Source organism: Bacillus sp. R86525 (assembly GCF_042466195.1).
Classification (GTDB): Bacteria; Bacillota; Bacilli; order Bacillales; family Bacillaceae_G; genus Bacillus_A; species Bacillus_A nitratireducens.
In genome coordinates this window covers 4,158,209-4,183,890 of sequence record NZ_JAXHPX010000007.1, presented here as the reverse complement: position 1 = coordinate 4,183,890, position 25,682 = coordinate 4,158,209, and the positions used below count along the sequence as shown (strand labels likewise).

General features: G+C 37.0%; 26 protein-coding genes, 2 pseudogenes and 2 other annotated features. Of the genes and pseudogenes, 17 read left to right on the top strand and 11 right to left on the bottom strand.

The genetic code is table 11. From position 1 onward, the window contains the following. Positions 1-50 precede the first annotated feature (50 nt). From exsF to SJY24_RS24270, 6 genes are all read right to left on the bottom strand, one after another. Complete coding sequence (gene exsF / locus SJY24_RS24295; RefSeq protein WP_377866467.1) at positions 51-554, bottom strand: exosporium protein ExsF; 504 nt, start codon at positions 552-554, stop codon at positions 51-53. A gap of 167 nt (positions 555-721) precedes the next feature. Beyond that, positions 722-1,192, bottom strand: coding sequence for a spore coat protein CotY (gene cotY, locus SJY24_RS24290; RefSeq protein ID WP_113769138.1), 471 nt, complete (start codon positions 1,190-1,192; stop codon positions 722-724). A gap of 142 nt (positions 1,193-1,334) precedes the next feature. Then, entirely contained in the window at positions 1,335-3,401 is a 2,067-nt protein-coding gene (locus SJY24_RS24285) for an ATP-dependent helicase (RefSeq protein WP_377866466.1), read from the bottom strand. 99 nt (positions 3,402-3,500) lie between these two features. After that, positions 3,501-3,923 carry a GNAT family N-acetyltransferase gene (locus SJY24_RS24280; RefSeq protein ID WP_377866465.1) on the bottom strand — a complete coding sequence of 141 codons (423 nt, stop codon included), beginning with the start codon at positions 3,921-3,923 and terminating at the stop codon, positions 3,501-3,503. 1 nt (position 3,924) lies between these two features. After that, positions 3,925-4,443 carry a YjcG family protein gene (locus SJY24_RS24275; RefSeq protein ID WP_113733636.1) on the bottom strand — a complete coding sequence of 173 codons (519 nt, stop codon included), beginning with the start codon at positions 4,441-4,443 and terminating at the stop codon, positions 3,925-3,927. Positions 4,444-4,536: 93 nt separating this feature from the next. Continuing rightward, positions 4,537-5,268 carry an alpha/beta hydrolase gene (locus tag SJY24_RS24270; protein WP_377866464.1) on the bottom strand — a complete coding sequence of 244 codons (732 nt, stop codon included), beginning with the start codon at positions 5,266-5,268 and terminating at the stop codon, positions 4,537-4,539. 200 nt (positions 5,269-5,468) lie between these two features. Between SJY24_RS24270 and SJY24_RS24265 the strand changes: the two genes are divergently transcribed. Beyond that, the gene (locus SJY24_RS24265; protein ID WP_377866463.1) at positions 5,469-6,380 is read left to right on the top strand and encodes a DMT family transporter; all 912 of its coding nucleotides are present in this window, start codon (positions 5,469-5,471) and stop codon (positions 6,378-6,380) included. 178 nt (positions 6,381-6,558) lie between these two features. Next, positions 6,559-7,134, top strand: coding sequence for a Crp/Fnr family transcriptional regulator (locus SJY24_RS24260; RefSeq protein ID WP_377866462.1), 576 nt, complete (start codon positions 6,559-6,561; stop codon positions 7,132-7,134). Here SJY24_RS24260 and SJY24_RS24255 read toward each other — a convergent pair. Further along, positions 7,124-7,795, bottom strand: a complete 672-nt coding sequence (locus SJY24_RS24255; RefSeq protein ID WP_377866461.1) for a DUF4386 domain-containing protein — start codon at positions 7,793-7,795, stop codon at positions 7,124-7,126. The two genes, SJY24_RS24260 and SJY24_RS24255, sit on opposite strands and share 11 nt — an antisense overlap. Positions 7,796-7,882: 87 nt before the next feature. Here SJY24_RS24255 and SJY24_RS24250 point away from each other — a divergent pair. Beyond that, positions 7,883-8,155: pseudogene (locus tag SJY24_RS24250) on the top strand (PH domain-containing protein); the annotation flags it as partial. 151 nt (positions 8,156-8,306) lie between these two features. Next, positions 8,307-8,429: pseudogene (locus SJY24_RS24245) on the top strand (PH domain-containing protein); the annotation flags it as partial. 24 nt (positions 8,430-8,453) lie between these two features. On the opposite strand, the gene SJY24_RS24240 reads toward SJY24_RS24245, so the two are convergent. Then, complete coding sequence (locus tag SJY24_RS24240; protein WP_098318822.1) at positions 8,454-8,852, bottom strand: Ig-like domain-containing protein; 399 nt, start codon at positions 8,850-8,852, stop codon at positions 8,454-8,456. A gap of 163 nt (positions 8,853-9,015) precedes the next feature. Next, positions 9,016-10,494, bottom strand: a complete 1,479-nt coding sequence (putP, locus tag SJY24_RS24235) for a sodium/proline symporter PutP (RefSeq protein WP_000107197.1) — start codon at positions 10,492-10,494, stop codon at positions 9,016-9,018. 306 nt (positions 10,495-10,800) lie between these two features. After that, positions 10,801-11,039, top strand: a binding site (T-box leader). A 42-nt stretch (positions 11,040-11,081) separates the two neighbouring features. Next, positions 11,082-11,326: a binding site (T-box leader), on the top strand. Between the two features lie 52 nt (positions 11,327-11,378). Here putP and trpE point away from each other — a divergent pair. The 10 genes from trpE (at position 11,379) to SJY24_RS24185 (ending at position 20,570) form a co-directional block, all read left to right on the top strand. Next, complete coding sequence (trpE, locus tag SJY24_RS24230) at positions 11,379-12,797, top strand: anthranilate synthase component I (protein WP_377866460.1); 1,419 nt, start codon at positions 11,379-11,381, stop codon at positions 12,795-12,797. Further along, entirely contained in the window at positions 12,794-13,381 is a 588-nt protein-coding gene (locus SJY24_RS24225; protein WP_071770280.1) for an anthranilate synthase component II, read from the top strand. The genes trpE and SJY24_RS24225 overlap by 4 nt, the downstream gene beginning before the upstream one ends. Then, positions 13,378-14,403, top strand: a complete 1,026-nt coding sequence (gene trpD, locus SJY24_RS24220; protein ID WP_377866459.1) for an anthranilate phosphoribosyltransferase — start codon at positions 13,378-13,380, stop codon at positions 14,401-14,403. Before SJY24_RS24225 ends, trpD begins: the two co-directional genes overlap by 4 nt. Position 14,404: 1 nt before the next feature. Then, positions 14,405-15,166, top strand: coding sequence for an indole-3-glycerol phosphate synthase TrpC (gene trpC / locus SJY24_RS24215; RefSeq protein ID WP_242399736.1), 762 nt, complete (start codon positions 14,405-14,407; stop codon positions 15,164-15,166). After that, a complete protein-coding gene (locus SJY24_RS24210) occupies positions 15,163-15,777 on the top strand; it encodes a phosphoribosylanthranilate isomerase (protein ID WP_000865130.1) in 615 nt (204 codons plus the stop codon). The genes trpC and SJY24_RS24210 overlap by 4 nt, the downstream gene beginning before the upstream one ends. After that, positions 15,774-16,967: a tryptophan synthase subunit beta gene (gene trpB / locus SJY24_RS24205; protein WP_001105044.1), complete on the top strand. Its 1,194-nt coding sequence runs from the start codon at positions 15,774-15,776 to the stop codon at positions 16,965-16,967. Before SJY24_RS24210 ends, trpB begins: the two co-directional genes overlap by 4 nt. A gap of 3 nt (positions 16,968-16,970) precedes the next feature. Further along, positions 16,971-17,747 carry a tryptophan synthase subunit alpha gene (gene trpA, locus SJY24_RS24200; protein WP_377866458.1) on the top strand — a complete coding sequence of 259 codons (777 nt, stop codon included), beginning with the start codon at positions 16,971-16,973 and terminating at the stop codon, positions 17,745-17,747. A 74-nt stretch (positions 17,748-17,821) separates the two neighbouring features. After that, positions 17,822-18,181, top strand: coding sequence for a DUF4029 domain-containing protein (locus SJY24_RS24195; RefSeq protein WP_000946156.1), 360 nt, complete (start codon positions 17,822-17,824; stop codon positions 18,179-18,181). Between the two features lie 115 nt (positions 18,182-18,296). Further along, positions 18,297-19,796: an L-lactate permease gene (locus SJY24_RS24190; protein ID WP_377866457.1), complete on the top strand. Its 1,500-nt coding sequence runs from the start codon at positions 18,297-18,299 to the stop codon at positions 19,794-19,796. A gap of 90 nt (positions 19,797-19,886) precedes the next feature. Next, on the top strand, positions 19,887-20,570 hold the full coding sequence (locus SJY24_RS24185; RefSeq protein WP_377866456.1) for a DUF2278 family protein: 684 nt from the start codon (positions 19,887-19,889) through the stop codon (positions 20,568-20,570). 14 nt (positions 20,571-20,584) lie between these two features. On the opposite strand, the gene SJY24_RS24180 is transcribed toward SJY24_RS24185, so the two are convergent. Continuing rightward, positions 20,585-21,418, bottom strand: a complete 834-nt coding sequence (locus SJY24_RS24180) for a hypothetical protein (RefSeq protein WP_377866455.1) — start codon at positions 21,416-21,418, stop codon at positions 20,585-20,587. A gap of 195 nt (positions 21,419-21,613) precedes the next feature. Between SJY24_RS24180 and SJY24_RS24175 the strand changes: the two genes are divergently transcribed. Both SJY24_RS24175 and SJY24_RS24170 read left to right on the top strand, forming a co-directional pair. Next, positions 21,614-22,396, top strand: coding sequence for a zinc ribbon domain-containing protein (locus tag SJY24_RS24175; protein WP_377866454.1), 783 nt, complete (start codon positions 21,614-21,616; stop codon positions 22,394-22,396). A 19-nt stretch (positions 22,397-22,415) separates the two neighbouring features. Then, entirely contained in the window at positions 22,416-23,651 is a 1,236-nt protein-coding gene (locus SJY24_RS24170; protein ID WP_377866453.1) for a TcaA 3rd/4th domain-containing protein, read from the top strand. Positions 23,652-23,691: 40 nt separating this feature from the next. Here SJY24_RS24170 and SJY24_RS24165 read toward each other — a convergent pair whose 3' ends face one another. Next, positions 23,692-24,120, bottom strand: coding sequence for a hypothetical protein (locus SJY24_RS24165; protein ID WP_377866452.1), 429 nt, complete (start codon positions 24,118-24,120; stop codon positions 23,692-23,694). Positions 24,121-24,319: 199 nt separating this feature from the next. On the opposite strand from SJY24_RS24165, the gene SJY24_RS24160 reads away from it, so the two are divergent. After that, entirely contained in the window at positions 24,320-25,654 is a 1,335-nt protein-coding gene (locus SJY24_RS24160) for a CoA-disulfide reductase (protein WP_377866451.1), read from the top strand. Positions 25,655-25,682 lie beyond the last annotated feature (28 nt).

Below are 25,682 nucleotides of genomic sequence, written 5' to 3'. Positions count from 1 at the left end.
TTATTATACATATAAAAAGCGGTATTTCAAAGGAGAAATACCGCTTTTTACTAGCTAATTTGTGCAACTGTTAATGCAGCAGCACGGATGTCTACAGTTCCAAATAATTCAACTGGTACGATTTGAATTAAGTCACCAGGATTCAAGTTAATAAGAATAACACCACTAGAAACGTCTACTTCGCCAGTACCGATAATGTTGGCACGGACTGCTGTTCCTGATCCTGGAATAACGTTATCTGGTGTGCCCAATGTTAAGAAGAATCGGCCAGCATTTGGTGGAGCAGGAACATTTTCGAGACTTACCGTTAATGTATAACTGATTTGATAAATACCAGCTACTTGAATTCGAATGCCATTTCCGACACTTACTGTATTGTTTATTACAGGAACAGTAATGTTTGGGTTTGGACTGACGCTAGGTAATAGTAATGGTGTGAATAATGAAGCGAACTGAGGGGCAGAAGCGTTGAAAGCAAAACCGAAGGCAGGTAGTGTACTAGCTGGTTGCGCCTCACAATCAATGTTATTAAATTCGCAATCAGAAGAGAACATGTTTTTCACTCCTTTATCTGTTTCTACTTTTAGTTAATGAAAAGGACAGGTTCTATGTTCTAGACAAGTTCCCAATTTTATAAAAAATACATAATAATACCTTTTAAGCATGGATTGGGTGGCAGATAATTCTGCCACCCAATCCATGCTTAAATTAGTATTCAGTTTTATATAGAAACATCGCGTAAGCATTGAATAGCGCAGAAGCAACTTAAATCAACAGTAATACAAGAGGAGGTTGATACTAATCTTGCATTTGGTACAGCTAAAAATGTACAGATTGGATCGTCACCAGGTGGCACAGAGGTACCATCACCTAAAACTACAGTTAATACCCGCAATACAGCACAGTCATCATCATCTATACTCTCTACACGGAAAATTGGAGATTGGCAGCTAGTAAGGCTTGCAGATGGTGCAAATGCTTCAAAAGGTGTTCCGGCTTTTGTGTATAAAATAAAAGGACGTGTATTCGCTACTGATGCAGTGTTATGTGCTCCTAAAAATGGAACTTCGCAACCAGATCCGCATGTTGTAGTTGCGCATTCTTGTAGTTCATGTATAAAACGAACGACATTTGATACACAGTTGAAATCACAATCATGGTGATGATGATCTTCATTACAATTGCAGCTCATTATGTTCACTCCTTATCGTGAGTTCTGACATACACTATTACAATATGAACGGGATATGATTGATATTACGTTAATTCTCAGGATAGAAACAGGGAATTTATATAGAGGGGATGTACATAACGTGATATGCAAAAAGACACCCTTATTTAATGGATGTCTTTTCAGGTAAATCTTTTCGCGTAGTATATAAAAAACGAGATATATCTAGTTTCTTTCCTCTGAAAAATTGCGGGGAGGAAATATAAAGTTCTTCTTTAGCGCGTGTAATGGCGACATAGAGTAATCGTCTTTCTTCTTCTAATGCTTCAGAAGTATCCGTCACACGGTCATTGGCATCTTTTAAAGAAGAAGTATGTGGCAGTATGCCATCGCTTGCTCCGAGTAAAAAGACGCATGGAAACTCAAGGCCTTTCGCGTTATGAATCGACATAAGCGATACGGCATCTTTTTGCGGCATTGTTTTTAATGCTTCCATTTCTTTTTGACCTTGAATTGCTTCATTAATAAATTGTAAATAAGCTGGAATATCCGTAAAGCGAGTTGCTGATTCCATTAATTCTTCTAGCATTTCTTCTTGTATGTCCTTATGCATCGTAAAGGAAGAACGATCGTTACTTTGTAAGTACTCTAAATATTTTCCTTTACCATGAATAATTTCTTTCAATGCTTTTTTCGGTTCAAGTTCTTTTATAAATTTAATAAAATCGATGCGTTCATTTACTTTTTTAACTTGAAAAGGTTTCAAGCTTGGATTTAGTAATAGGAAATGAAGAAGGGAAGGGAACCGGCCCTCACCATATTTCCATTGTTCACGTTCAATAAATGAAATGCACTCATCACGGCCAATATACATTGTTGGTAATATATTCGAAAGTGATTCGAGGCGGAACGGTTCAAGCACGAGTCGTAAGTGATCTAATACGGGCCTAATTAAAGAATGTTCGTAGAAAGATTGGCTCGCTCCATGTTTAATAAATGGAATCTTATGAATCGTAAGCTGATCAAGTAAAGAACGGCTTACAGAATGTGTACGATATAATAAACAAAAATCTTTATAATTTCGTTCACCACTATCTACTTTTCCCTGAATGAGTTGCAAAATTTGATTTGCTTCATCAAGAGTTGTCGCAGGTCGTGCATAAAACGGCTGCATGCCATCGTTACGAACAGAATATAGCTCTTTATCAAAACGTTCTTGATTGAGCTTAATAACTTCATTTCCAAGTCCGACGATAAATGGATTAGATCGATAATTCGTATTAAGCGCGATAATTGTTGTATTATCAAATTCCTTTGGAAAAGATAAAATAATTTGGTGACTTGCCCCTCGCCAGCCGTAAATCGCTTGATCGTCATCACCTGCGATAAATAAATTATTTCTTGGCGTGGCTAACAATTTTACAATTTCATATTGTGCATACGACGTATCTTGAAACTCATCTACTTCAATGTAATGAAAACGCTCTTGTAATTGAGTAAGCAGGGGAGCGTTATTTTCTAACAGATAATACATTTCTAATAAGATGTCGTCAAAATCGATATAATTGTATCGTTGTTTTACCTCTTCGAAACGTTCGTATACTTCTTTGAACTCTTGTTCAACCGGTGTTTTCGCTTTTACATCTTTCGGACGATTCAATTTATTTTTCTCAAGTGAAATCATAGCGAGTATCGTTTCGGCATCATAAGCGTCTTTTAAGCGCAATTCTTTCAAAATTTTCTTTATCATAATTTGTTTATGTTTTTCATTTGCTAAAATTTGCTGATTATATCCTTGACTACGAAGCAATTTTAAAAAGACAGAGTGGAATGTACCAGCAACGACATAGCTACTCGCGGCATGATTCATACCAGGTAAATTCGCTACACGGCTTCGAATTTCTTCAGCTGCTTTTTGTGTAAACGTAAGCAGTAAAATATTTCGCGGATGAACATGTTTTACATTAACTAAATAACCAACGCGAGTTGTTAAAACAGATGTTTTACCACTTCCAGCACCAGCTAGTGTAAGGACAGGTCCTTCTGTCGTTCGCACTGCTTCTAACTGTTTTTCATTTAAATAAACACCTTGCTGTTCTAAAGCGCGGAAATACGCCGCATCTGCATCTTCTTCCATAATTAAATGGGTAGATGTTTTCGGAATATGATACGTCGCTTGCGGAATGCCAGCGTGTGTTAACGATTTTTGTGAAAATTTTTCTTGTGTCATATATTCACCTTCAAAACTATAGCATCAACATTTAACTTTAGCGGAAGAAAAAGAAAATAGCAATGTAAAAAACAGGAGGGGCTACCTCCTGCTACAAATTTACAATTCTTTTATCATTACGACGTGCGGGATATCGGCTTCCATAAATACATCAGAACTTGTAGCATACCCAAGTTTTTTATAGAAATCTTCAGCGTGCGTTTGAGCATGAAGTTTCAATTTTGGTAGCGATTCTTCCTTCGCATATGCTTCAAGTGCATCCATAATGATTTTGCCAATTCCTTTTTTGCGATGGGAAGCTAGTACGCAAATGCGTTCCATCTTTCCAACTCCATCAACGATGCGGAAGCGGCCAGCACCAACTGGAACATCATTATCATATATAACAACGTGTGTTGAAATTTCTTCAAACTCATCATACTCTTCTTCTGCAGAAACACGTTGCTCATTCACAAATACTTGCTTACGTACAGAGAATGCATCTCTTAGTTGTTCGTCTGTTTGTACGATTTGTGCGTGCAAATTAGTTGTTCTCCTTTCCAAGGTGGAATGTTTCATGTACAGTCCACGTTCCATTTTCTAATTGGTATAGAAGGTGGAAACGATCGATTGGTTGTTCATAATAGAAATCTTTCATACGTAATCGACCTAATACATCAGCATGCTCTGCATCTGATAAGTCTTGACCGATTGTTAAATGAGGTACGAAAGAGTATTCACGCTCTTGTGTAAAGAAACCATTATGCATTTCTTCATTTAAGAAAGTTAGTTCAGGTGTTTTTTCTACTTTAAAATAAAGGACATTATTAACAGGTGCGAATGAACCGACTTTTCCAACATGAAGGGTGAAAGGGTTCGTTTTACTTGCGATTGTATGTAACTCGTTTACAATCGATTCCAGTTGATCATCTTGCGTCTCAAAGGGTGTTTTCAATGTAACATGTGGCGGAACTAATGCGTAGTGCGGATCATAACGTTTACGCAATCCGTTCGCTTTATCTTGAATCATTTTAGATGGAAAAATTACAATGCCTAATTTCATGTTCCAATTCCTCCCTTTGTAAGTCTAGTTAGATTTTGAGAAAAATAAATCTCTTTATCTATTATATCAAATTATTCTGAATACTGCTCTCTATTATTTCAGTGATAGAATATGAGAGAAAGCTTTCGGTAAATCAGCTTGCCAATACTTCCAAGTGTGATTCCCTTCAAACTCTTCATAATGCGTGATGAAATTTCTATCTGTAAGAAGTTTATTTAACTCGCGATTTGGTTCTACGAAATCAGATACTTGTCCGTCTGTACGCTTTACAGCTGTTTCTTCTGTCCCAATGATGTGATAAAGTTCTAACGCCTGTGGATCTTTGAATTCTTTTGCTAAGTTCATGACTGTTTCATCAACAAATGGTGATTGCATAACGACTTTACCGAATGTATGCGGATACATAAGTGAAGTCATGAAAGAAACTGTACCGCCAAGAGAATCTCCAATTAAAACGCGTCCTTTACCCATTTGATACGTTGGATAATTTTCATCAATATATGGAGCAAGCTCGTGAGCAAGGAAGCGAATGTAAGCAGCATTCTTTACATCATTCGGGAAATATTTTTCCTTACGATCGTGTACATTTTTATATGGAATACCGACAATAATTGTGCGGTCAATTTCTTCAGTTTCACGAAGGCGCTCAATTACACGGTGCGCTTTACCGAGCTGAAAATAATCTCTACCATCTTGTGCAATAACAACCGTATGCTTATGGAGAGGTGTGTAATTTACTGGTAAATAAACAAGAAGTGTAAGTTCCTCTTGAAGTGATGTACTAAAAAATGAAATTTCTTCAATTCTCCCTATTGTTTGATTCATGTATATCCCCCTAAATAAAAATTTACTATGATTGTAAGAGCGACGCTTGTAGTGAAAAGGAAAGAAATATTCACTAATAGGTGCCTCAATTTCTATTTTACCATAATGGTACGAAGAATCTAAAAAATTAGTATTTAAGTTATGAAAGAAAACGGATATAATGAAGTGGGATTTTTGACAGGTGAGAGGGGAGACAGGGTTTGAAACAAGAAAAATCAATCGCACTACCATTAGCAATTTCTATTATAGCAATTTCATTCGCAGCAGTTTTTGTAAAGATGTCCTCAGCACCATCTTCTATTTTAAGTATGTACCGATTATGGATTATCGTACTTATTATGCTGCCAATCGTTTGGAAAAAGCGGAAAGAGTTCCATAAGATTCAAATAAAAGATTGGGGATTTTTAATTGGATCTGGATTCTTTTTAGCGCTTCATTTTCTTTTATGGTTTGAATCTTTAAAGCATACAACAGTTGCTAGTTCAACGATTATTTTAGCACTTCAACCGATCGTATCTTTAGTTGGAGGTTTTTTCTTATTTAAAGAAAGAACAACCTATTCAGCCATTGCGACGATGGGTATCGCTATATTAGGTGTAATGTGTATTGGTTGGGGAGATTTAGGTTTAAGTAAACAAGCAATTTATGGAGATATATTATCCTTTTTAAGTGTAATAGCGGTTGTCGGTTATTTATTTATCGGACAAACGACAGTAAAGAAAGTATCACACTGGATTTATAGCTTTACAGTTTTTGCATTCGCAGGTATTTTTATGGGGATTTATAATATCGTGCTGCAAGTACCTTTTACAGGTTATACGAAGTGGGACTGGACTGTTTTTCTTTTACTTGCGATTGTGCCGACAGTGTCACATGTCATTAATAACTGGCTATTAAACTACGTAAATGCAACAACAATTTCAATGAGTATTTTAGGAGAACCAGTTGGGGCATCTATACTAGCGTTCTTCTTACTTGGAGAAAAATTAAATGCAATGCAAATTATCGGCAGCATACTCGTATTGTTTGGTGTATCTGTTTTCTTACTACAGCAACAAAAACGAACAGCAAAAAATGTAGTGAACGAACCGGCTTATACACAGGAATTATAACGAGCCTATTCTAATATACGAAAAGAGAAGTTATTGGTAACTTCTCTTTTTTTGTTCCATGCAGAAAATAAAACAGATCAATAGGGGGAATTCCCGCCATATAGCATGAAAAAGATAATATATAGCGGAGTTACATCATACGCTTCTCATACAAATATAGAAGGGGAGGAGAGACCAAATGAAAGATATTTTAATGAAATACATGACAAAGCTTACAACATTAAGTGAAGAGCAGCAGCGTATAATCGTGGAAGAATTACAAATTGCAGAATATAAAAAAGGAACAGTGCTCTTAGGACAAGGAGATGTTCCGTCTAAATGTTATTTTGTATTAAAAGGATGCGTGAGGCAACATTGTGTAGATGAATCTGGAAAAGAAGTTACATCAAATTTTTATACAGAAGAACAAGCAATCACAAATTTCAACCATCATAAACAAGATAAATCATCCCCGCATACGTTAACGTGTTTAGAAGACTGCATAGTAGTCACCGGTGACCTTAATAGTGAAAAGGACATGTATAAGAAATATTCACAGTTAGAAGAAATGACGCGCCAAATGATTGAATACAATTTTGGTGAAGTGCAAGAAGAACTTACATTATTTATTGCATCGACACCAGAAGAGCGCTACAAATCATTATTACAAAAACGACCTCATTTAATCGATCGTGTTCCTCAATATCAATTGGCAAGTTATCTAGGTATTACGCCCGAATCATTAAGCAGAATTAAGAAACGACTCAAACAGTAGAGTTTTTTCCACCTCTAAGTAGTAGCCATATACTAAATCCTAGTTCACCTGCGATCATCGGTAGTTGAAAGACAACATTAAGAATGGAAATCATCGCATCATATTGTGAAAACATTGTATTCATGACGTGAATTACGATATAACCGATAGCAGCGATGAATAGTAATACACTAATAAATTTCGGAATTTGTTTAGATAGAAAAGTTACATATCCTAAAGCGAAAAGATGTAAGCCGAAAATGATTAACCCTACAGACCAAATGTATTCAAAAGCTTCTAGAAATAACATTGTATATGCTTCTGAATTAGCAACTGTACTTTTTGAAAGAAGTAATACAAATGTTAAATTGAATATAGCAATCCCAAGTATAGCTGTATACATAAGACGAAGACAGGTAGCTAGTAATGAGAGGCTAGCATGGATAGGTTTTAGAAAGAAATAAAGAGCCCACGAGGCGATAATATCCATAATAAAAATGATAATCCATCCGAAAATTTCTGCTTTGAAAAGTGAACTTGAAGTTTGAATATTATGGAGTGTCGTGCTCGCATTACTTGGTACAACGAGATTTCCGTGAACAAAACCGTAAGAAAAAAATGCAGTGAATGCCATGATAAGAAGAGAAGTGCCTGCAAATAAGGCGAATTTTCGCTCAGTCATAATACGTCCTCCTATTCTAATGTTGTGTTCATTGTAATAGGGAAGAGGAGGGGATTCATTAACTTAAATCAAGAGAGGGGAAGTTTAGTGGAATTTCCATCAAAAAAAGATGTATGGTTATATCCGATTTTTTTCGTTGTCATTGGAGCGTGTTTTGCTCCCATATTTGCAGGGAGAGAATACTTTCTCTTATTTTTTACAATTCCGTTAGCAATATTATTTATTTGGAGTTGGTTTTCAACAAAATATATTGTCGGAGAAGAAACAATTACTATTAAATCAGGTCTCGTTAAAAAGCGCATATTTATACGAGATATAAAACAAATTTCAAATACGAAAAACCCAATAGCAGCCCATGCATTATCCCGCATTAACGGGCAGTAAAACTCCCACCTCAAAATTCAGCTGGAGCAAAGAAGTTAGGTGGGAGGTCAACTGCCCGTAAACGCCCGATTGGTTCAACTAATAATCAGTGGGGGATGAACACCCCCCCACTGATTAAAGTTTCACTTTATCATTCGATCGACTTGAAATTGTTTACGGGTCATATGAAACAGAGATTATTTCTCCTAAAAATAAAGAACAATTTATTAATTTTGTGAAAAGTAAAAATCCGCACATTGAAATGAAATAAAAGAGTGGCTATGAAGCCACTCTTTTACTTTGGATTTGTCATATAAGGTTGTACATGAATGACGCATAGGTCACGGAATTTTCCTTCAGCAGTTGTAACAATTACGACTGCTCTTCCTGCACTTTTTCCAGTAATCGCTACCGTATCACCTTTTGGATACATTGTGATGACATCAGCATTCATATTTGTCCAAATAAGTTCTTTATTCGTTGCTTGCACTGGCAAAACGGAAGCTGATAACTCAGTGCTTTGTCCAGTTCTCACTTTCAACTTATTTTTTTCCATATGAACACCGATGACTGAAATAACAGAAGGAGCAATAGAAATTTTGGGTGGATTAGGTTGTATGTTTAAACAAGAAGTAGAAGTATTTGTGATAGGTGAAAATTTTCTTATATGTTGTCGCTGGAAAGCTGCTAACATGTTGGAGTCCCCTTTCTGTATAAGTGCTGATACTAATACTATAAATGAGTAGTGTTATGTTAAATTTAACGAAACATAAAGAATTTGTTAAATTTGAAAAGAAGATTGTCGAACTTTAATAAAAGGAAAGCTCTGCTGTTATGATAACAGCAGAGCTTTCTTTTTATAGATTATGACTATGTTGTTTTTCGAAATTCTCAAATTGCTCTTCAACGTCTTTTGAAGGTTTAGTTAGTAAACTAACAATTATGATTACTATTAAACTAATAGCGAAACCAGGAATCATTTCATATAAGAAATCTTTTAAGAATTTGAATTGAGTCCAAATAATTACTGTAGCGGCACCTGAAATCATACCAGCAAGCGCGCCCCATTTTGTCATGCGTTTCCAATATAAGCTTAATAAAATAGCAGGTCCGAATGAAGAACCAAATCCAGCCCAAGCGTATCCAACAAGAGCTAAAATCGTATCATTTTGTTTAAACGCTAATGCGCACCCAACTAAGGCGATAACAAGTACAGCCATACGACCGACAAATACAAGCTCTTTATCAGAAGCAGAGCGTTTAAAGAATGTACGATATAAATCTTCTGTTATAGCACTAGAGGTAACAAGAAGCTGAGATGAGATTGTACTCATAATCGCTGCTAAAATAGCTGCTAATAAAAATCCAGTAATAAGTGGGTGGAATAAAATTTTTCCTAGTTCAAGGAAAATTGTTTCTGGGTTAGATAATGTCAACTCTTGTTGTGAATAGTAAGCAATACCGATAAGACCAGTAAACATAGCTCCGACAACAGAGAAAATCATCCAGCTCATACCAATTCTTCGTGCGCTTTTAATTTCTTTTACAGACGAAATTGCCATAAAGCGTACGATAATATGAGGTTGTCCAACATAACCAAGGCCCCATGCGAATAAAGAAATCATTCCTAAAGTAGAGGCACCTTTAAAAATATCTAAACGTGTTGGATCTACCGATCGAATTGTATCAAATGCAGGTCCAAGTCCGTGTGAATTCATAATTGTTACGATAGGAACAAGAATAAGAGCAACAACCATAATGATTCCCTGCACGAAGTCTGTCCAACTTACTGCTAAGAAACCACCAAATAATGTGTAAGCTACAACAACGCCTGCTACAATGAATAATCCAACATGATAGTTCATACCAAATGAATTTTCAAATAATACAGCGCCTGAAACTAATCCTGAAGCTACATAAAAAGTAAAGAAAATCATAATAACAAGTCCGGATACTAAGCGTAGCATGTGAGATTTGTCGTGGAAACGGTGTTCCAAAAATTCTGGAATAGTAATAGAGTTGTTTGCAATTTCAGAGTAGGTACGTAAGCGAGGAGCGACATATAGCCAGTTTGCGTATGCGCCTAATGTTAGGCCGAATGCAATCCAACTACTACTTAATCCAACGCTAAACATTGCACCGGGTAAGCCCATTAAAAGCCAACCGCTCATATCTGATGCTCCAGCACTTAATGCTGTTACTGCGGGGCCTAGTGTACGCCCGCCAAGCATATAATCTGTTAAGTTGGACGTTCGTTTGTAGGCGAAATAGCCGATTACTAACATCCCGAGCATGTAAATAGAGATAGAAGTTAAAGTTAACATCTGCGTACTCATGTAGTTCCCCTTCCTTTTGTCATGTCTTTTGATGCGTTATGCATATTTATAATCTATCATGATTATTCAGAAAAATCCATTCAGAAATATGAATTTTCTGAAATGTAAGCGTTTTTTGACAATGTTTCACTTTTGTAATATATGATTTTCTGACAAAAAACCGTAATTTTAATAGAGTATTTATTATATTTACATAAAAACCGGTTGTTTTGTCAATATAATATTGGATGAAGAAAAAATATTTTTTTTTGAAAAAGTATTGACTTATTAGAAATGCGAGGAATATAATGAGTGCAACTTAAAAAAATGCAAGCGTTGATGAAGAAGAGTACACATGATGAACATGTCAGAGAGCTGATGGTTGGTGCGAATCAGTATGGGATTGATGTGGAATGGGCTTCGGAGCTTCCAAACCGAAACGAAAGAAGTAGGCTTTGGCGACATGATCTCATCGATATAAGAGACACGTATTATTTTTTGATACGGCAAAGTGCGTTACATTCGTAACGAATTAAGGTGGCACCACGGGAGTACCCGTCCTTTCTATAGGATGAGTACTCCCTTTTTGTGTATAAAAAATTAAATAAATGAAATCGTTTAAGTAAGAAGAGTACGTATATTGGAGACGTTACAGAGAGCCGGGGGCAGGTGGAAGCCCGGTGCGGTGCCATATACGGAATGGGCTTACGAGAGGTATGCTGAACAATTGTTTTCAGTAGGCAACCCGGGTTCCGCCGTTACAAGGATAAGGTATATATTTTGTACCTGAATAAAGCGGGATGCTTTTGCGTCCAACATGAGGTGGTACCACGGTAAATTTATCGTCCTCTACATATTTCGATATGTAGGGGACTTTTTTTATTTTTCAGAGTGAGGTGAAAGGCATGATGACAAAAGAGGAATTTATGAAGCAAAAAGAACAAGGAAAAACATTTTTAGTAATCGCTGAAGAAGAAGGAGATAGCATTACGCCAATTTCTTTATATAGACGTATGAAGGGTAAGAAAAAGTTTTTACTAGAAAGTTCACAGCTTCATCAAGATAAAGGGCGCTATTCTTACTTAGGGTGTAATCCTTATGGAGAAGTGAAAAGCGACGGTATAGAAGTAGAACGAACGATGTATGGGCAAACAGAAAAATTGCAAGGTAACGTATTACAAGTATTAGAAGAGGTAATCGCACCAGAACAAGTAGAGAGTCCATTTCCGTTTTGCGGAGGAGCGATTGGATATATCGGCTATGACGTAATTCGGCAGTATGAAAATATAGGAGTAGACTTACATGATCCATTAAATATTCCAGAAGTACACGTATTACTGTATCGCGAGTGTATCGTTTACGATCATTTACGCCAAAAACTATCGTTTGTATATGTATTCAGAGAAGATGAATCAGCTTCTTATGAAGAAGTATATGAGAGGTTGCAAAGATACAAAGAGGAAGTGCTAAACGGAGAAGAAGAGAAGGTGAGTGAAGTAATATCATCGTTATCATTTACTTCTTCAATAACGAAAAAAGAATTTTGTGAAATGGTAGAAACAGCGAAAGAATACATTCGGGCCGGAGATATTTTCCAAGTTGTATTATCCCAGCGTTTGCAAAGTGAATGTATTGGAGATCCATTTGCATTATACCGGAAACTTCGAATTGCCAATCCATCACCATATATGTTCTATATCGATTTTCAAGATTACGTCGCTCTAGGTTCTTCGCCAGAAAGTTTACTATCAGTAAGAGACGATAAGGTGATGACAAACCCAATTGCGGGTACGAGGCCGAGAGGGAAAACGAAGCAGGAAGATGAGGAAATCGAAAAAGAACTGTTAGGAAATGAGAAAGAGCGAGCAGAGCATATGATGCTTGTGGACCTAGGCCGAAATGACATTGGCAGAGTAAGTGAAATTGGCTCTGTGACGATAGATAAATATATGAAAGTAGAGAAATACTCTCACGTTATGCACATTGTATCTGAAGTTTACGGAACATTGCGAAAACGAATGAGCGGATTTGATGCACTAGCGTATTGTTTACCAGCTGGCACAGTGTCAGGAGCTCCGAAAATAAGGGCGATGGAAATTATCAATACATTAGAGCATGAAAAAAGAAATGTATATGCCGGAGCAGTTGGATATATTTCATTCTCAGGAAACCTTGATATGGCGCTAGCAATTCGAACGATGGTTGTGAAAGATGAGAAAGCGTACGTTCAGGCAGGAGCGGGTGTCGTCTACGATTCAGATCCGGTTGCTGAATATGAGGAAACATTAAGTAAAGCGAGAGCGCTTTTGGAGGTTATGAAATGATTGTACTGATTGATAACTATGATTCCTTCACATATAACTTGTATCAACTATTAGGCGAGTACGAAGAAAACATCGTCGTCGTAAGAAATGATCAAATAACAATTGAACAATTAGAGGAGATGAAGCCGAAAGGAATTGTGCTTTCACCAGGACCTGGGAAACCAGAAGATGCTGGAATTTGTATCGATGTTATTCGTCACTTTTATAAGAACGTTCCCATCTTAGGAATTTGCCTTGGCCATCAAGCAATTATATCCGCATTTGGAGGAGAAATTGTTAGAGCAGAGCGCATTAAACACGGAAAAACATCACGTGTGAAACATAACGGAACGTCAATCTTTTCTTACGTTACGCAGCCGCTAACGGCAATGCGTTACCATTCACTCGTCGCAGCGCAAAATAGTTTACCACAATGCTTTGACATACTCGCGACGGCGATGGATGACGGAGAAATCATGGCAGTTCGTCATAACTATTATCCGCTCTTCGGATTACAGTTTCACCCAGAATCAATTGCAACAGAAGAAGGCGGAAAATTAATACGTGCCTTTTTAGCACAAGTGAAAGAGGAGGAGAGAGTATGAACAGTTATCTTCGAAAATTAGTAGAGGGACAACATTTAACAGAAGAAGAAATGTATGAAGCAGGGCTCCTTTTATTAAGTGACAACATATTGGAAAGTGAAGTTGCAGCTTTCCTAGTATTGCTGAAAGCGAAAGGTGAGACAGCAGAAGAAATATACGGTCTCGTTCGTGCTCTTCGCGAAAAGGCATTACCGTTTTCAAATCATATAAAAGGGGCAATGGACAATTGCGGAACAGGTGGTGACGGTGCGCAAACATTTAATATTAGTACAACATCGGCATTTGTACTTGCCGGAGCTGGCGTAAAGGTTGCGAAACATGGAAACCGCGCTGTTTCTAGTAAAACAGGAAGTGCTGATTTATTAGAAGAACTCGGTGTAAACATAAGCTGTACGCCGGGTGAGATTGACTATTTATTAGAAAATGTAGGAATTGCCTTCTTATTCGCACCAGCGATGCATCCAGCATTAAGACGCATTATGAAAATAAGAAAAGAATTAAACGTTCCAACGATCTTTAACTTAATTGGCCCTTTAACGAATCCTGTTAACTTAGAAACACAATTTGTCGGTATTTATAAACGAGATATGTTATTGCCAGTAGCGGAAGTGTTGCAGAAACTTGGCAGAAAACAAGCGCTCGTCGTAAACGGAAGTGGCTTTTTAGATGAAGCATCATTACAAGGAGAAAACTGCGTCGCTATTTTAAAAGACAATGAAATAATCGAAATGAGTATTGAGCCTGAAAAATATGGTTTTTCAAGAGTGAAAAATGAAGAAATTAGAGGCGGGAATTCAAAAGAAAATGCAAAGATTACGCTCGGAGTATTAAGCGGAGAAAAGAGTGTCTATCGCGATACTGTTTTATTAAATGCAGGTCTAGCCCTTTTCGCAAATGGAAGAGCAGAAACGATTGAAGAAGGAATTACACTAGCGGCACATAGCATTGACTCTGGAAAAGCATTAGCCAAACTAAACTTATTAATTGCAGCAAGCCATGAAAAATTAGAAAGGGTGAATTAAAATGGGGACGATTTTAGACAAAATTGTAGAGCAAAAGAAAGTAGAAGTTGCGGAGTTATATGAAACATATTCACCAGTGAAAGAAAAAAGGAAAACACACTCACTTGTAAAAGCTTTAGAGCAGTTTACTGTAATCGCAGAGGTAAAGCGAGCGTCTCCATCAAAAGGCGATATTAATTTACACGTTGATGTGCCAAAACAAGTGAAAACATATGAAGAATGCGGTGCTGGAGCAGTTTCGGTTTTAACAGACGGTCAATTTTTTAAAGGGTCGTTTCACGACTTACAAACGGCAAGAGCAGAAAGTAACATTCCGCTTTTATGTAAAGATTTTATAATCGATAAAATCCAAATTGATAGAGCGTATGAAGCAGGAGCAGATCTTATTTTATTAATCGTTGCAGCATTGTCAAAAGAGAAATTAAACGAGCTTTATAACTATGTGCTAGAAAAAGGATTAGAAGCGATTGTTGAAGTTCATGATGAACAGGAATTAGAAATTGCAATCCAATTAAATCCGCACGTTATCGGCATTAACAACCGTAATTTAAAAACGTTTGAAGTGGATCTAGGCCAAACAGAAAAGCTTGGAAAACGATTAAATGAGGAGAAATTACTTTGGATTAGTGAAAGCGGCATTCATTCAAAGGAAGATATTATTCGCGTCAAACGAGCTGGAGCAAAAGGTGTATTAGTTGGAGAAGCACTTATGACATCATCTTCTATAAGTAACTTTTTTGAAGACTGTAAGGTGAACATATGAAAGTGAAAATTTGCGGCATCACTGATGTTGAAACAGCAAAACATGCTTGCGAATACGGAGCAGATGCAATTGGATTTGTTTTTGCAGAAAGTAAGCGAAAAATCACCCCAGGGCTAGCGAAAGAAATCATTCAGGAGCTTCCAGCAAACGTGTTAAAGGTCGGTGTTTTCGTAAATGAATCAGTAGAAGTGATCCAGAAAATTGCAGATGAGTGTGGGTTAACACATGTGCAGCTACATGGGGATGAAGACAATCATCAAATTAGAAGATTGAATATTCCGTCTATAAAGGCGCTCGGAGTGACTTCGGAGGACGATATGAAAAACGCTCAAACATACGAAGTGGATTATATATTGTTTGATAGTCCGAAAGAAAAGTTTCATGGAGGAAATGGAAAGAAATTTTCATGGAAGTTACTTGCACATATGCCAAAAGAGTCGCGAGAGAAAACGATACTAGCTGGCGGATTAAACACCATTAATATAGAAGAAGCCATTCAAACCGTTCAGCCATATATGGTCGATGTGAGTAGCGGAGTAGAGACAGAAGGAAAGAAAGATCTAAAGAAAATAAAACAATTTATTAAAAAAGCGAAGGAGTGTTCCAAATGAACTACGCATATCCAGATGAAAAAGGTCACTACGGTATATACGGAGGACGATACGTTCCAGAAACGTTAATGCAATCCGTACTAGAACTAGAAGAGGCATATAAAGAAGCGATGCAAGATGAAGAGTTTCAAAAGGAATTAAATCACTATTTAAAAACGTACGTAGGAAGAGAAACACCGCTTTATTTCGCTGAAAATATGACGAAGTATTGCGGCGGTGCAAAAATTTATTTGAAACGTGAAGATTTGAATCATACAGGCGCACATAAAATTAACAATACAATCGGTCAGGCACTTCTTGCAGTACGAATGGGCAAGAAAAAAGTTGTCGCTGAAACAGGAGCAGGACAACATGGAGTTGCAACAGCTACTGTATGTGCCCTTCTCGGATTAGAATGCGTGATCTTTATGGGAGAAGAAGATGTGAGACGTCAAAAATTAAACGTGTTCCGAATGGAATTACTCGGAGCGAAAGTAGAAAGCGTAGCGGCAGGTAGCGGCACATTAAAAGATGCGGTAAACGAGGCGCTTCGTTACTGGGTTTCACACGTGCATGATACGCACTACATTATGGGATCAGTTCTTGGACCGCATCCGTTCCCGCAAATTGTCCGTGATTTCCAAAGTGTAATTGGGAAAGAAACGAAGAAACAATATGAAGCATTAGAAGGGAAATTACCAGAAGCGGTCGTTGCTTGTATTGGTGGTGGTAGTAATGCAATGGGAATGTTTTATCCGTTCGTACATGATGAAGAAGTTGCCCTTTACGGCGTAGAAGCAGCTGGGAAAGGTGTTCATACAGAAAAGCACGCAGCAACTTTAACGAAAGGAAGCGTCGGTGTTTTACACGGATCGATGATGTACCTTCTGCAAAATGAAGAAGGACAAATTCAAGAAGCTCATTCTATTTCAGCAGGACTCGATTACCCGGGTGTGGGGCCAGAACATAGCTTGCTAAAAGACATCGGCCGTGTTTCTTACCACTCAATTACGGATGAAGAAGCGTTAGAAGCATTTCAATTATTAACGAAAAAAGAAGGGATTATCCCGGCATTAGAAAGTTCACATGCTGTTGCATACGCTTTAAAACTAGCGCCGCAAATGAAGCAAGACGAGGGGCTTGTCATTTGTTTATCCGGCCGCGGTGATAAAGATGTAGAGAGTATAAAACGTTATATGGAAGAGGTGTAAAAAATGGGAGTAGAAAAAATTAAAGCAGCGTTTAAAAATGGTAAGAAAGCATTTATTCCGTACGTAATGGGCGGAGATGGTGGACTTGAAAAGTTAAAAGAAAGAATCCGTTTTCTTGATGAAGCAGGAGCAAGCATCATTGAAATCGGTATCCCATTTTCAGATCCAGTCGCAGACGGGCCAACTATTCAAAGGGCAGGGAAACGAGCATTAGATAGCGGTGTAACATTAAAAGGTATTTTTCAAGCATTAATAGAGGTGAGGCAAGAAGTTCAAATTCCATTTGTACTCATGACATATTTAAATCCAGTACTTGCATTTGGGAAAGAACGATTTATCGAGAACTGCCTTGAAGCGGGTGTGGATGGCATAATCGTTCCAGACTTACCGTATGAAGAACAAGAAATTATTGTACCACTTCTTCGTGAGGCGAATATAGCTTTAATTCCACTCGTTACCGTTACGAGCCCAATTGAGCGAATTGAAAAAATTACGAGTGAATCAGAGGGATTTGTCTACGCCGTTACAGTAGCGGGTGTAACGGGAGTACGTCAAAACTTTAAAGATGAGATTCATAGTTATTTAGAAAAAGTAAAATCACATACGCATTTACCGGTAGTGGCAGGGTTCGGTATTTCAACGAAGGAACATGTAGAAGAAATGATTACAATATGTGATGGCGTTGTCGTTGGAAGTAAAGTTATTGAGCTTTTAGAAAATGAAAAGCTAGAGAAAATACGTGAGTTAATACAGGCAGCAAAACAAAAAGAAGAGGCATAAGTCTCTTCTTTTTGTTTTGCGTAATAAATGTTAAAATATACAGAAAATACATATAATTCAGAGGGTGAGAAGGCATGCTAAGACGTAAACTACTATATCTTCTTTTAACTGTACCACTATACGCTTGGCTCATTAGCATGACGAAAATAGAGTTGATGGCTCTGTTTTTAGGATATGTATTCATCTTTTCCCAATTAAATCGAATACAAGAGCAATCTATTTTAGAAGTATGTATATTTTCGATTAGTATAGAATTATTTAGTATCGTTTCGATTGTGTTATTAAACGAGTTATTTCGGGGGATTTATTCATTTTCATTAATGAAATTTGGGAATATTGTACTGCAAGTAATATGTGCTTATATTGTGTTTGTTGTGCTAGAAAAAATAATCGGACAACAGACGGTTTTTCAGGATAAAAGAAAATGGGAGTGATTCAAAAAGGAGCCAAACGGCTCCTTTTTTGAATCTGTTGTAAAAACAATTGAAAAATATGACATCTGTTATATAATAGTTAAAAATTGTATTTTAAATGAAAAGAGATGATGACATGGCCATATTGTTGGCACTTATCCCAATTATGATGATTTTCATTTGTTTATTTTTATTTAAACAAACGTCATTAAGGTCCTCGTTAATTTCTTATGCGGTGTCTGTTGGAATCGTTTTACTTTCGCCAACGTTCCAATTAGGGATAAGTGAAACTGTGCACGCAACGATTAAAGGTTGGTTAATTTGTTTTATTGTCGGATACGTTTTGTTTTTCGGTATTTTTTTATTTCACCTCATGAACAAAATGGGGTACATCGATCAAGTAGCGCGTTTTCTAGAACAAGTCACACACGATCGCTTATTACAAATGCTTCTAATGTGTTTTGGTATTTGTCCACTCATTGAATCAGTGAGTGGGTTCGGAATTGGTTTTATGGTTGCGGCGCCAATCTTTCTTTCGTTAGGCTATAGACCGTTTCAAGCTGTACTGCTCTCGTTTATCGGTCTACTTGCAAGTTCATGGGGCGCGATGGCAACAGGTACGATTATCGGTTCGCAGCTTATTAACATGCCGCTCACAACTCTTGGCACAAATACAGCATTATTAAGCATCCCGATTTTTGCATACTTTATCTTCCTTTCTTTATACGTTGTCGGTGGCTTTCAGGCAGTTATAGAAAAGTGGAAGGAAGGATTCGGTTTCTTTCTATTATTCTCTCTCGGAATCTATCTTTCTAACGCATACGTAAGTGTTGAACTAGCAGGGATATTAAGTTCTATCGTTACCATTACATTTGGTTTTCTTATCATAAAATTAAAAGGGAAAAATGAACAACACCTTTTAACAGAACATGCGGCGGCTACGGAGAGGGAAGTATCCATTATAAAAATTATTAGCCCTTATATATTTTTAACAGTTTGTATTTTACTATCTCGCCTCGTTCCAGCATTACATGATCTGCTCAGGTCATATGCGGTTCTCGATTTAAAATCATACTCTTACAAACTAGAACTACTATATTCGCCAGGATTTTGGCTCGCCATGACTTGTTTGTTTACAAGTATTTTCTTCCGCATTCCATCTAATATTATGAAACAATCACTCTCACAAACGATAAAACAATGGATTCCTTTCGCTATTACAACGACAATGTTCATTGCAATTTCAGAACTAATGGGCGCATCTGGTATGCATTCATTACTCGCAAAAACAGCTGGTGAAACATTTGGTATATTTTTCGTTTTCGTTGCTCCGTTCATTGGCGGAATCGGCGGCTTTTTAACTGGTAGTAACGCAGGGTCAAATGCAATGTTTATAAAACTGCAAATGCAAACAGCGCAAAACGTAGCACTTCCGTGGCAATACGTCACAACAATTCAAAACACCGCATCATCAGTAGCGACAATCGCTTGTCCATCACGAATTACACTCGGTGCTTACTTATGTAATATCCCGTATCGTGAAAATGAACTATTAAAGAAGACGACGTTAATGATCCTTGGTGCGGTGTTGCTTGTAGTAGTGGAAGTTATTTTTTGGTATATATTGAGAAATTAAAAATCCTCCTAACATAGGAGGATTTTCTTTATGACTGGATAATGTTTTAAATATGAAAAGCTTCTACTAAATGAATAGGAGATGAAAGGTATGCCCTTAAAAAACTATGGTGTGTTAAAAGGTACAGTTATACAATCAAAGATTGGAAAAGGGAAAACGCCTCATTATCAAGTTCATTTACAAGGCGAAGCAGAAGTAGATTATCGTATTGCAATTAACGTGAAGTCGCAAAGTTATCCGTCAGAAGTTTTATATTTTTCGAGTGAAAATATTCGGTCAGAGGCGATTCATATTTTACCGACATTACCGTTTGGTTTTACGGAAGTGGAAAATAACGAGCCCAAAGTTGCTTTAGATTATGTAAGAGGTAATTTATTTGATTCGAATCAAATGATTCCTTTACCTGCTGAAAGAGCAGGAGTTGATAATGATTTAAATGAAAAGATAGAACATTATATAAAAAGAGCAATAGATGAGAAAGCAATTATTTATGCGTTTGGTGAAAGGTGGGGACCAGAAGAAAAGGTTCCGGATTCGTATTTCCACTTTACACCTGGAAACGGTATACACGATATTCATATGAATCAAGGAAATGTAGAGAAATGGCACGGTGATGATGGTATATGGCAAGACGGTGGACTACTTATTCATTTTGAGAAGAGGGAAGAGTGGGTAGGTATTTTCCTTGCCTTTCAGTCGCAATCATGGTGTACCGATGAAGAGGGGCATGCTCGTGTTCAGGTTGAGAATTGTGATTATAAGAAAAATAATTAATGAGAAGAGGGTGTTCAAAAAGAACGCCCTCCTCTTATTTTATAAAACCCAAAACTAACAAGTGTAGAAATACAAGAGAAAAGAAGCGCTACACTAGAAAATGCAATGAGATACATATTATATTTCATCATTTTGCCGATTAGCTGGTTACTATCATACTGAAAAAGTCCTGCTATTATATTGAATAAAAATAATATGATAAACATGACGATGACACCGTCTATTGATCCTTTAATGTCGGGTTTACTTAAAGCGATATGTGCGGAAATACAAATGGCGATAAATAAAAATAACCAAAAGGAAGGATTCAATAAATTGTTAAATGTAAATAAGCTTTTCAATAATATAAACGTCGATAGTAGCATGTTTTGGATCATGTCTAAGTTAATAGAAGTCGATGCAACAGTTGTTTCGAGAGTCGTATTAAATAAAGAATATGAATCTGGCACGAAATAGCGCATTAAAAGTATTAAGGCAGTAATACCAGAAATAATAGGACCGATACCGATAAAGAAATTCCCGATTCGTTGATATACGCTTTTTTGATTGTATTGGTGTTGTACGTAACCTAGAGCACCTTGACTTGTATCTGTCGGGAAGAACTGCGTTGCTACAATTTTATGACGAAATAGTACACACATAATTGCATGTCCAAGTTCATGAATAGGGACACCAATCCACGCAGTTAAAAGGAAGCCTTTCCTACCAAAAGCTCTCGACCAATACGTTCGTGTGAGAGATTCTAAATAACCTAATATAAATCCAATTACAATGACGACACCAATTAAAGAAAATAATTGAATCACGCTTGTAAGGAGTGTTTGAAAAATTGAGTTTACAAATTCCACTGTCTTCATCCAATCTTTTAAAAATGTTATTTGCTCTGTTTCATAATAACATTATTTTTCTATATTACTAGCACACATAGTTTCGTTTAAAAGAAGGATTTCATATTCTTTTTCTTGTAGTCATGTTTTATGTCCAAAGTCATATATTGAATTTGTAACACCCTATAAGGTATATGCTTAAGGAGGGATGAGAGAATGAAATGTCCGGCATGTCATACAGAAAATGCAGCTGAAGCAAAGTTTTGCGGGAATTGTGGACATTCGTTAACGGAAGAAGTGGTAGCGACTGGTGGGCAGGAAGAAGGGCAGCAATCGCGCAAGGAACAAGTAAAGGAAACTCGCCCAAATGAAACAGTAGAGCAAGCAAAACAATTTGCAAGTGGCTATTTTCAGTTCTTTAAAAATGCTTTTAAATCACCATCGGACGTTATGAAAAGTGGAAATATTGAAGTGCGAAATGGAATTGCAAGCCTTGTACTTATTTGTTTTTTAGGAGCATGTATTTTTTATAGATTAATGAGTGCTGGGGCAGCAGTTACGAGAACGTTAGTGCCAGATGTTTCTACTCCTACATTTTTTGGAGAAGCTGTAACGGTCTTTTTCTTTTTATTGATTTTAACCTTGTTTGTCGGATTTATTATTTTTGTAAGTGGTAAGATGATGAAATCTTCTTTTTCATTTCTTGAAGTATTCGGCGTATGGGGAACGATAGCAACGCCGGCTATCGCTATATTAGTTCTTACTTTTCTTTTTAGTTTCCTATTAATCTTTTTCTTACCGATATTATTATCTGTAGCTACAACTTATATAGGGATTAGTATAACTGTTGCCATATTAAAATTAGACAACGGCGGATTAGATCTTGTTTACACACTTATTATCGCAAATGTTTTAATTGGAATCGTAACATTCATTGTACTTTGGTCTTACATTAGCACGATAATTCAAACCATTACACAGGGATTAACTGGCTTCTAACAAAAAGGTGGTTGAATGGATGAATGTATGTACAAAGTGTGGGACTCATTTTGAGGATGGAGTGCAATTTTGCCAAAATTGCGGGATGAAGAGGGAAAGTCTTGTAGTAAAGAAGAAAATGAGCGGCGGTACAAAAGTTGGCATTACACTCTTAACCTTACTTGTTATAGTAATTGTTGGATTGTATTTGTATGGATCATCGTATTATAAGCAGACAGCACAAGTAGACCGAATGATTACTATTTTACAAGAGAGGGACGGGGAGAAATTAGCTGAGATCATCACGGCAGATGATCCAGCCGTTATTGTCACAAGAGAGAGTGTAACGCCTCTATTTTCATATATAAAAGAAAATCCATCTTACGTGAATGAATTGAAAGAATATTTGAGGCAAGGTGAAAAACAAGGGGATGGAATAGAAAGAGCAGATTTTTCTTTAACGAAAGACGGGAAGTATTTCTTTATATTTGATCAGTATAAATTGAAAGCGAAGACGTATTATACGACTCTGCTTTCAAATGAAAAAGGTACATCTTTAAAAATGAACGGAAAAGAAATTGATAAGACAAATGACAAAAAGTTTGAGAAGCAATATGGACCCTTTCTTCCAGGGACTCAAGTGTTTCAAGCGGAATATAAAAATGACTATGTAAAACTATCACGAGAGGAAAAGGTTGTACTTATAAAACAAAGTCAAAATAATGTAACGGTAGATTTAACGTTGCAAGGGCAATATATTACAGTTCAAACGAATGCGCCTGGTGCAACATTGTACGTGAATCAAAAGCCAGTTACTGCGTTGACTGGAGAAGAAATTACGTGGGGACCGGTAGCGACTGATGGAAGTGCGGCGATTTATTTAGAACGAAATGGAGAAAGCGGAAGGGAAACGACAAAGGTAGAAACGGTAACAGCACTTTCGACTTATAATCTTCCATTTCAAAAGAAAAGTGTAGAAAAAACAGTTGTTTACAATGTTACTCCACCGCCTACTACTCATTATGTATATAATGGTTTCATCTTCCCTGATAGTGATATTCGAAAATTAACGAGTGCGGACTTAACATATTTATCGAAAGAACAGTTGAAAATTGCTAGAAATGAAATATACGCAAGGCATGGACATATGTTTCAAACGAAAGATATGCAAGCGTATTTTTCAAAACAGTCTTGGTACAGAGAAAATCCATATTTTACAGGAACGTTAACGAGTGTAGAATCTTATAATGTTGAACTGATTAAATCAAGAGAATAGAGTGCATGAAAAAGGTACAGTGTATATTACTGTACCTTTTCTATGGTTGTTTAGCTGGACCAGGATCCCTTGAGAAAAAGATATGAAAGAGGAATGTGACCTTGCTTGCTCCTCCTGATGTACTTGCTTGCACATCAGATAAAGAACTAGACGTTAAAGCAGCTTCGGAACGAGGAGGGACGATTATTTTGAGAGCATCATCTGATTCTGAGGATATAGTAACTGTTATTGTATCCTCAGAAAAATTTACAATTTTAACAGTACCGACTGGGAAAATCGATTTGCCAGCGTGTGATGCAGAAGCGAAGCGAGTCGCTTTCCAAATAGTCTGTGAGAAAGTGTCATTGTCAGATAGCCAAGCACGAGCACTGTATAAAGTTGTGTTAATGGAAAACTCTTGTTCAAGCGGGAGGGCGGTTCTCGGTTCTATCGGTTCCTCTGGAAGCTGGACGAGAAGGCCAGCGCACATGTATGTTTCACCTACTTTCCATAGCTACTGTTATAGCATATTAAACATGTTGTTTATAAGACACGACACTTACCTAGTAAAGCATAGGTTTGTGCACCAAATTTGAAGATGAAATTCTCTTTCTTTACAATAGAAGTAGGTGTTATTTCTACAAAATATGGAAAACGTAAAGAGTATGTAAAAAAGAAGGAGTGGTAAAGTGAACTATGTCATTATTGGCGGAGATGCAGCTGGTATGAGTGCAGCGATGCAAATTGTTAGAAACGATGAAACTGCAAATGTTGTGACGTTAGAAAAAGGTGAAATTTATTCGTACGCTCAGTGTGGATTGCCGTATGTGATTAGTGGTGCTATTGCTTCAACTGAAAAATTAGTTGCGCGCAATGTGAAGACGTTTCGTGATAAATATGGAATTGATGCGAAAGTGCGTCATGAGGTAACGAAAGTAGATACGGAAAAGAAAATGGTGTACGCAGAGCATACGAAGACGAAAGATGTTTTTGAATTTCCGTACGATCGTTTATTAATTGCGACTGGAGTGCGCCCTGTTATGCCAGAATGGGAAGGCCGAGAGCTACAAGGTGTTCATCTTTTAAAAACAATTCCTGATGCTGAGCGCATATTACATACGTTAGAAACGAATAAAGTTGAAGATGTAACCATTATTGGCGGCGGTGCGATTGGACTGGAGATGGCAGAAACATTTGTAGAACTTGGTAAGAAAGTAAGAATGATTGAGCGAAATGATCATATCGGTACGATTTATGATGCCGATATGGCTGAATATATACATAAAGAAGCAGATAAACATAATATTGAAATTTTAACGAATGAAAATGTAAAAGCATTTAAAGGAAACGAAAGAGTGGAACAAATTGAAACGGATAAAGGTACGTATAAAGCAGATCTTGTTTTAGTATCTGTTGGAGTAAAGCCAAATACCGATTTTATTGAAGGAACAAATATACGTACAAATCATAAAGGGGCAATTGAAGTAAATGCATATATGCAAACGAATGTGCAGGACGTATATGCAGCTGGTGATTGCGCCACACATTATCATGTTATAAAGGAAATGCATGATCACATCCCGCTCGGAACGACTGCCAATAAACAAGGGCGACTTGCTGGACTCAATATGGTTGATAAACGAAGAGCATTTAAAGGTACGTTAGGTACAGGTATTATTAAATTTATGGATTTGACGCTCGCAAGAACAGGCTTAAATGAAAAAGAAGCAAAAGGGCTACATATCCCGTATAAAACAGTCAAAGTAGACTCCACAAATATGGCAGGTTATTACCCAAATGCCAAACCACTTTACTTGAAATTACTATATCGTTCTGACACAAAACAATTGTTAGGCGGACAAGTAATTGGAGAAGAAGGTGTAGATAAGCGTATTGATGTAATCGCAATGGCACTCTTCAATAAAATGAGCATTCACGATTTAGAAGATGTCGACTTAAGTTACGCACCACCATATAACAGCGTTTGGGATCCAATTCAACAAGCGGCAAGGCGGGCGGAATAGCACTTTTTTAAGTGCTATTTTTTCGTTA

Bases quoted from the DNA above. Each gene is read 5' to 3' on its own strand.
- exsF (WP_377866467.1), bottom strand. From the start codon at position 554: ATGTTCTCTTCTGATTGCGAATTTAATAACATTGATTGTGAGGCGCAA.
- cotY (WP_113769138.1), bottom strand. From the start codon at position 1,192: ATGAGCTGCAATTGTAATGAAGATCATCATCACCATGATTGTGATTTC.
- SJY24_RS24285 (WP_377866466.1), bottom strand. From the start codon at position 3,401: ATGACACAAGAAAAATTTTCACAAAAATCGTTAACACACGCTGGCATT.
- SJY24_RS24275 (WP_113733636.1), bottom strand. From the start codon at position 4,443: ATGAAATTAGGCATTGTAATTTTTCCATCTAAAATGATTCAAGATAAA.
- SJY24_RS24270 (WP_377866464.1), bottom strand. From the start codon at position 5,268: ATGAATCAAACAATAGGGAGAATTGAAGAAATTTCATTTTTTAGTACA.
- SJY24_RS24260 (WP_377866462.1), top strand. From the start codon at position 6,559: ATGAAAGATATTTTAATGAAATACATGACAAAGCTTACAACATTAAGT.
- SJY24_RS24255 (WP_377866461.1), bottom strand. From the start codon at position 7,795: ATGACTGAGCGAAAATTCGCCTTATTTGCAGGCACTTCTCTTCTTATC.
- SJY24_RS24240 (WP_098318822.1), bottom strand. From the start codon at position 8,852: ATGTTAGCAGCTTTCCAGCGACAACATATAAGAAAATTTTCACCTATC.
- putP (WP_000107197.1), bottom strand. From the start codon at position 10,494: ATGAGTACGCAGATGTTAACTTTAACTTCTATCTCTATTTACATGCTC.
- trpE (WP_377866460.1), top strand. From the start codon at position 11,379: ATGATGACAAAAGAGGAATTTATGAAGCAAAAAGAACAAGGAAAAACA.
- SJY24_RS24225 (WP_071770280.1), top strand. From the start codon at position 12,794: ATGATTGTACTGATTGATAACTATGATTCCTTCACATATAACTTGTAT.
- trpD (WP_377866459.1), top strand. From the start codon at position 13,378: ATGAACAGTTATCTTCGAAAATTAGTAGAGGGACAACATTTAACAGAA.
- trpC (WP_242399736.1), top strand. From the start codon at position 14,405: ATGGGGACGATTTTAGACAAAATTGTAGAGCAAAAGAAAGTAGAAGTT.
- SJY24_RS24210 (WP_000865130.1), top strand. From the start codon at position 15,163: ATGAAAGTGAAAATTTGCGGCATCACTGATGTTGAAACAGCAAAACAT.
- trpB (WP_001105044.1), top strand. From the start codon at position 15,774: ATGAACTACGCATATCCAGATGAAAAAGGTCACTACGGTATATACGGA.
- trpA (WP_377866458.1), top strand. From the start codon at position 16,971: ATGGGAGTAGAAAAAATTAAAGCAGCGTTTAAAAATGGTAAGAAAGCA.
- SJY24_RS24195 (WP_000946156.1), top strand. From the start codon at position 17,822: ATGCTAAGACGTAAACTACTATATCTTCTTTTAACTGTACCACTATAC.
- SJY24_RS24190 (WP_377866457.1), top strand. From the start codon at position 18,297: ATGGCCATATTGTTGGCACTTATCCCAATTATGATGATTTTCATTTGT.
- SJY24_RS24185 (WP_377866456.1), top strand. From the start codon at position 19,887: ATGCCCTTAAAAAACTATGGTGTGTTAAAAGGTACAGTTATACAATCA.
- SJY24_RS24175 (WP_377866454.1), top strand. From the start codon at position 21,614: ATGAAATGTCCGGCATGTCATACAGAAAATGCAGCTGAAGCAAAGTTT.
- SJY24_RS24170 (WP_377866453.1), top strand. From the start codon at position 22,416: ATGAATGTATGTACAAAGTGTGGGACTCATTTTGAGGATGGAGTGCAA.
- SJY24_RS24165 (WP_377866452.1), bottom strand. From the start codon at position 24,120: ATGTGCGCTGGCCTTCTCGTCCAGCTTCCAGAGGAACCGATAGAACCG.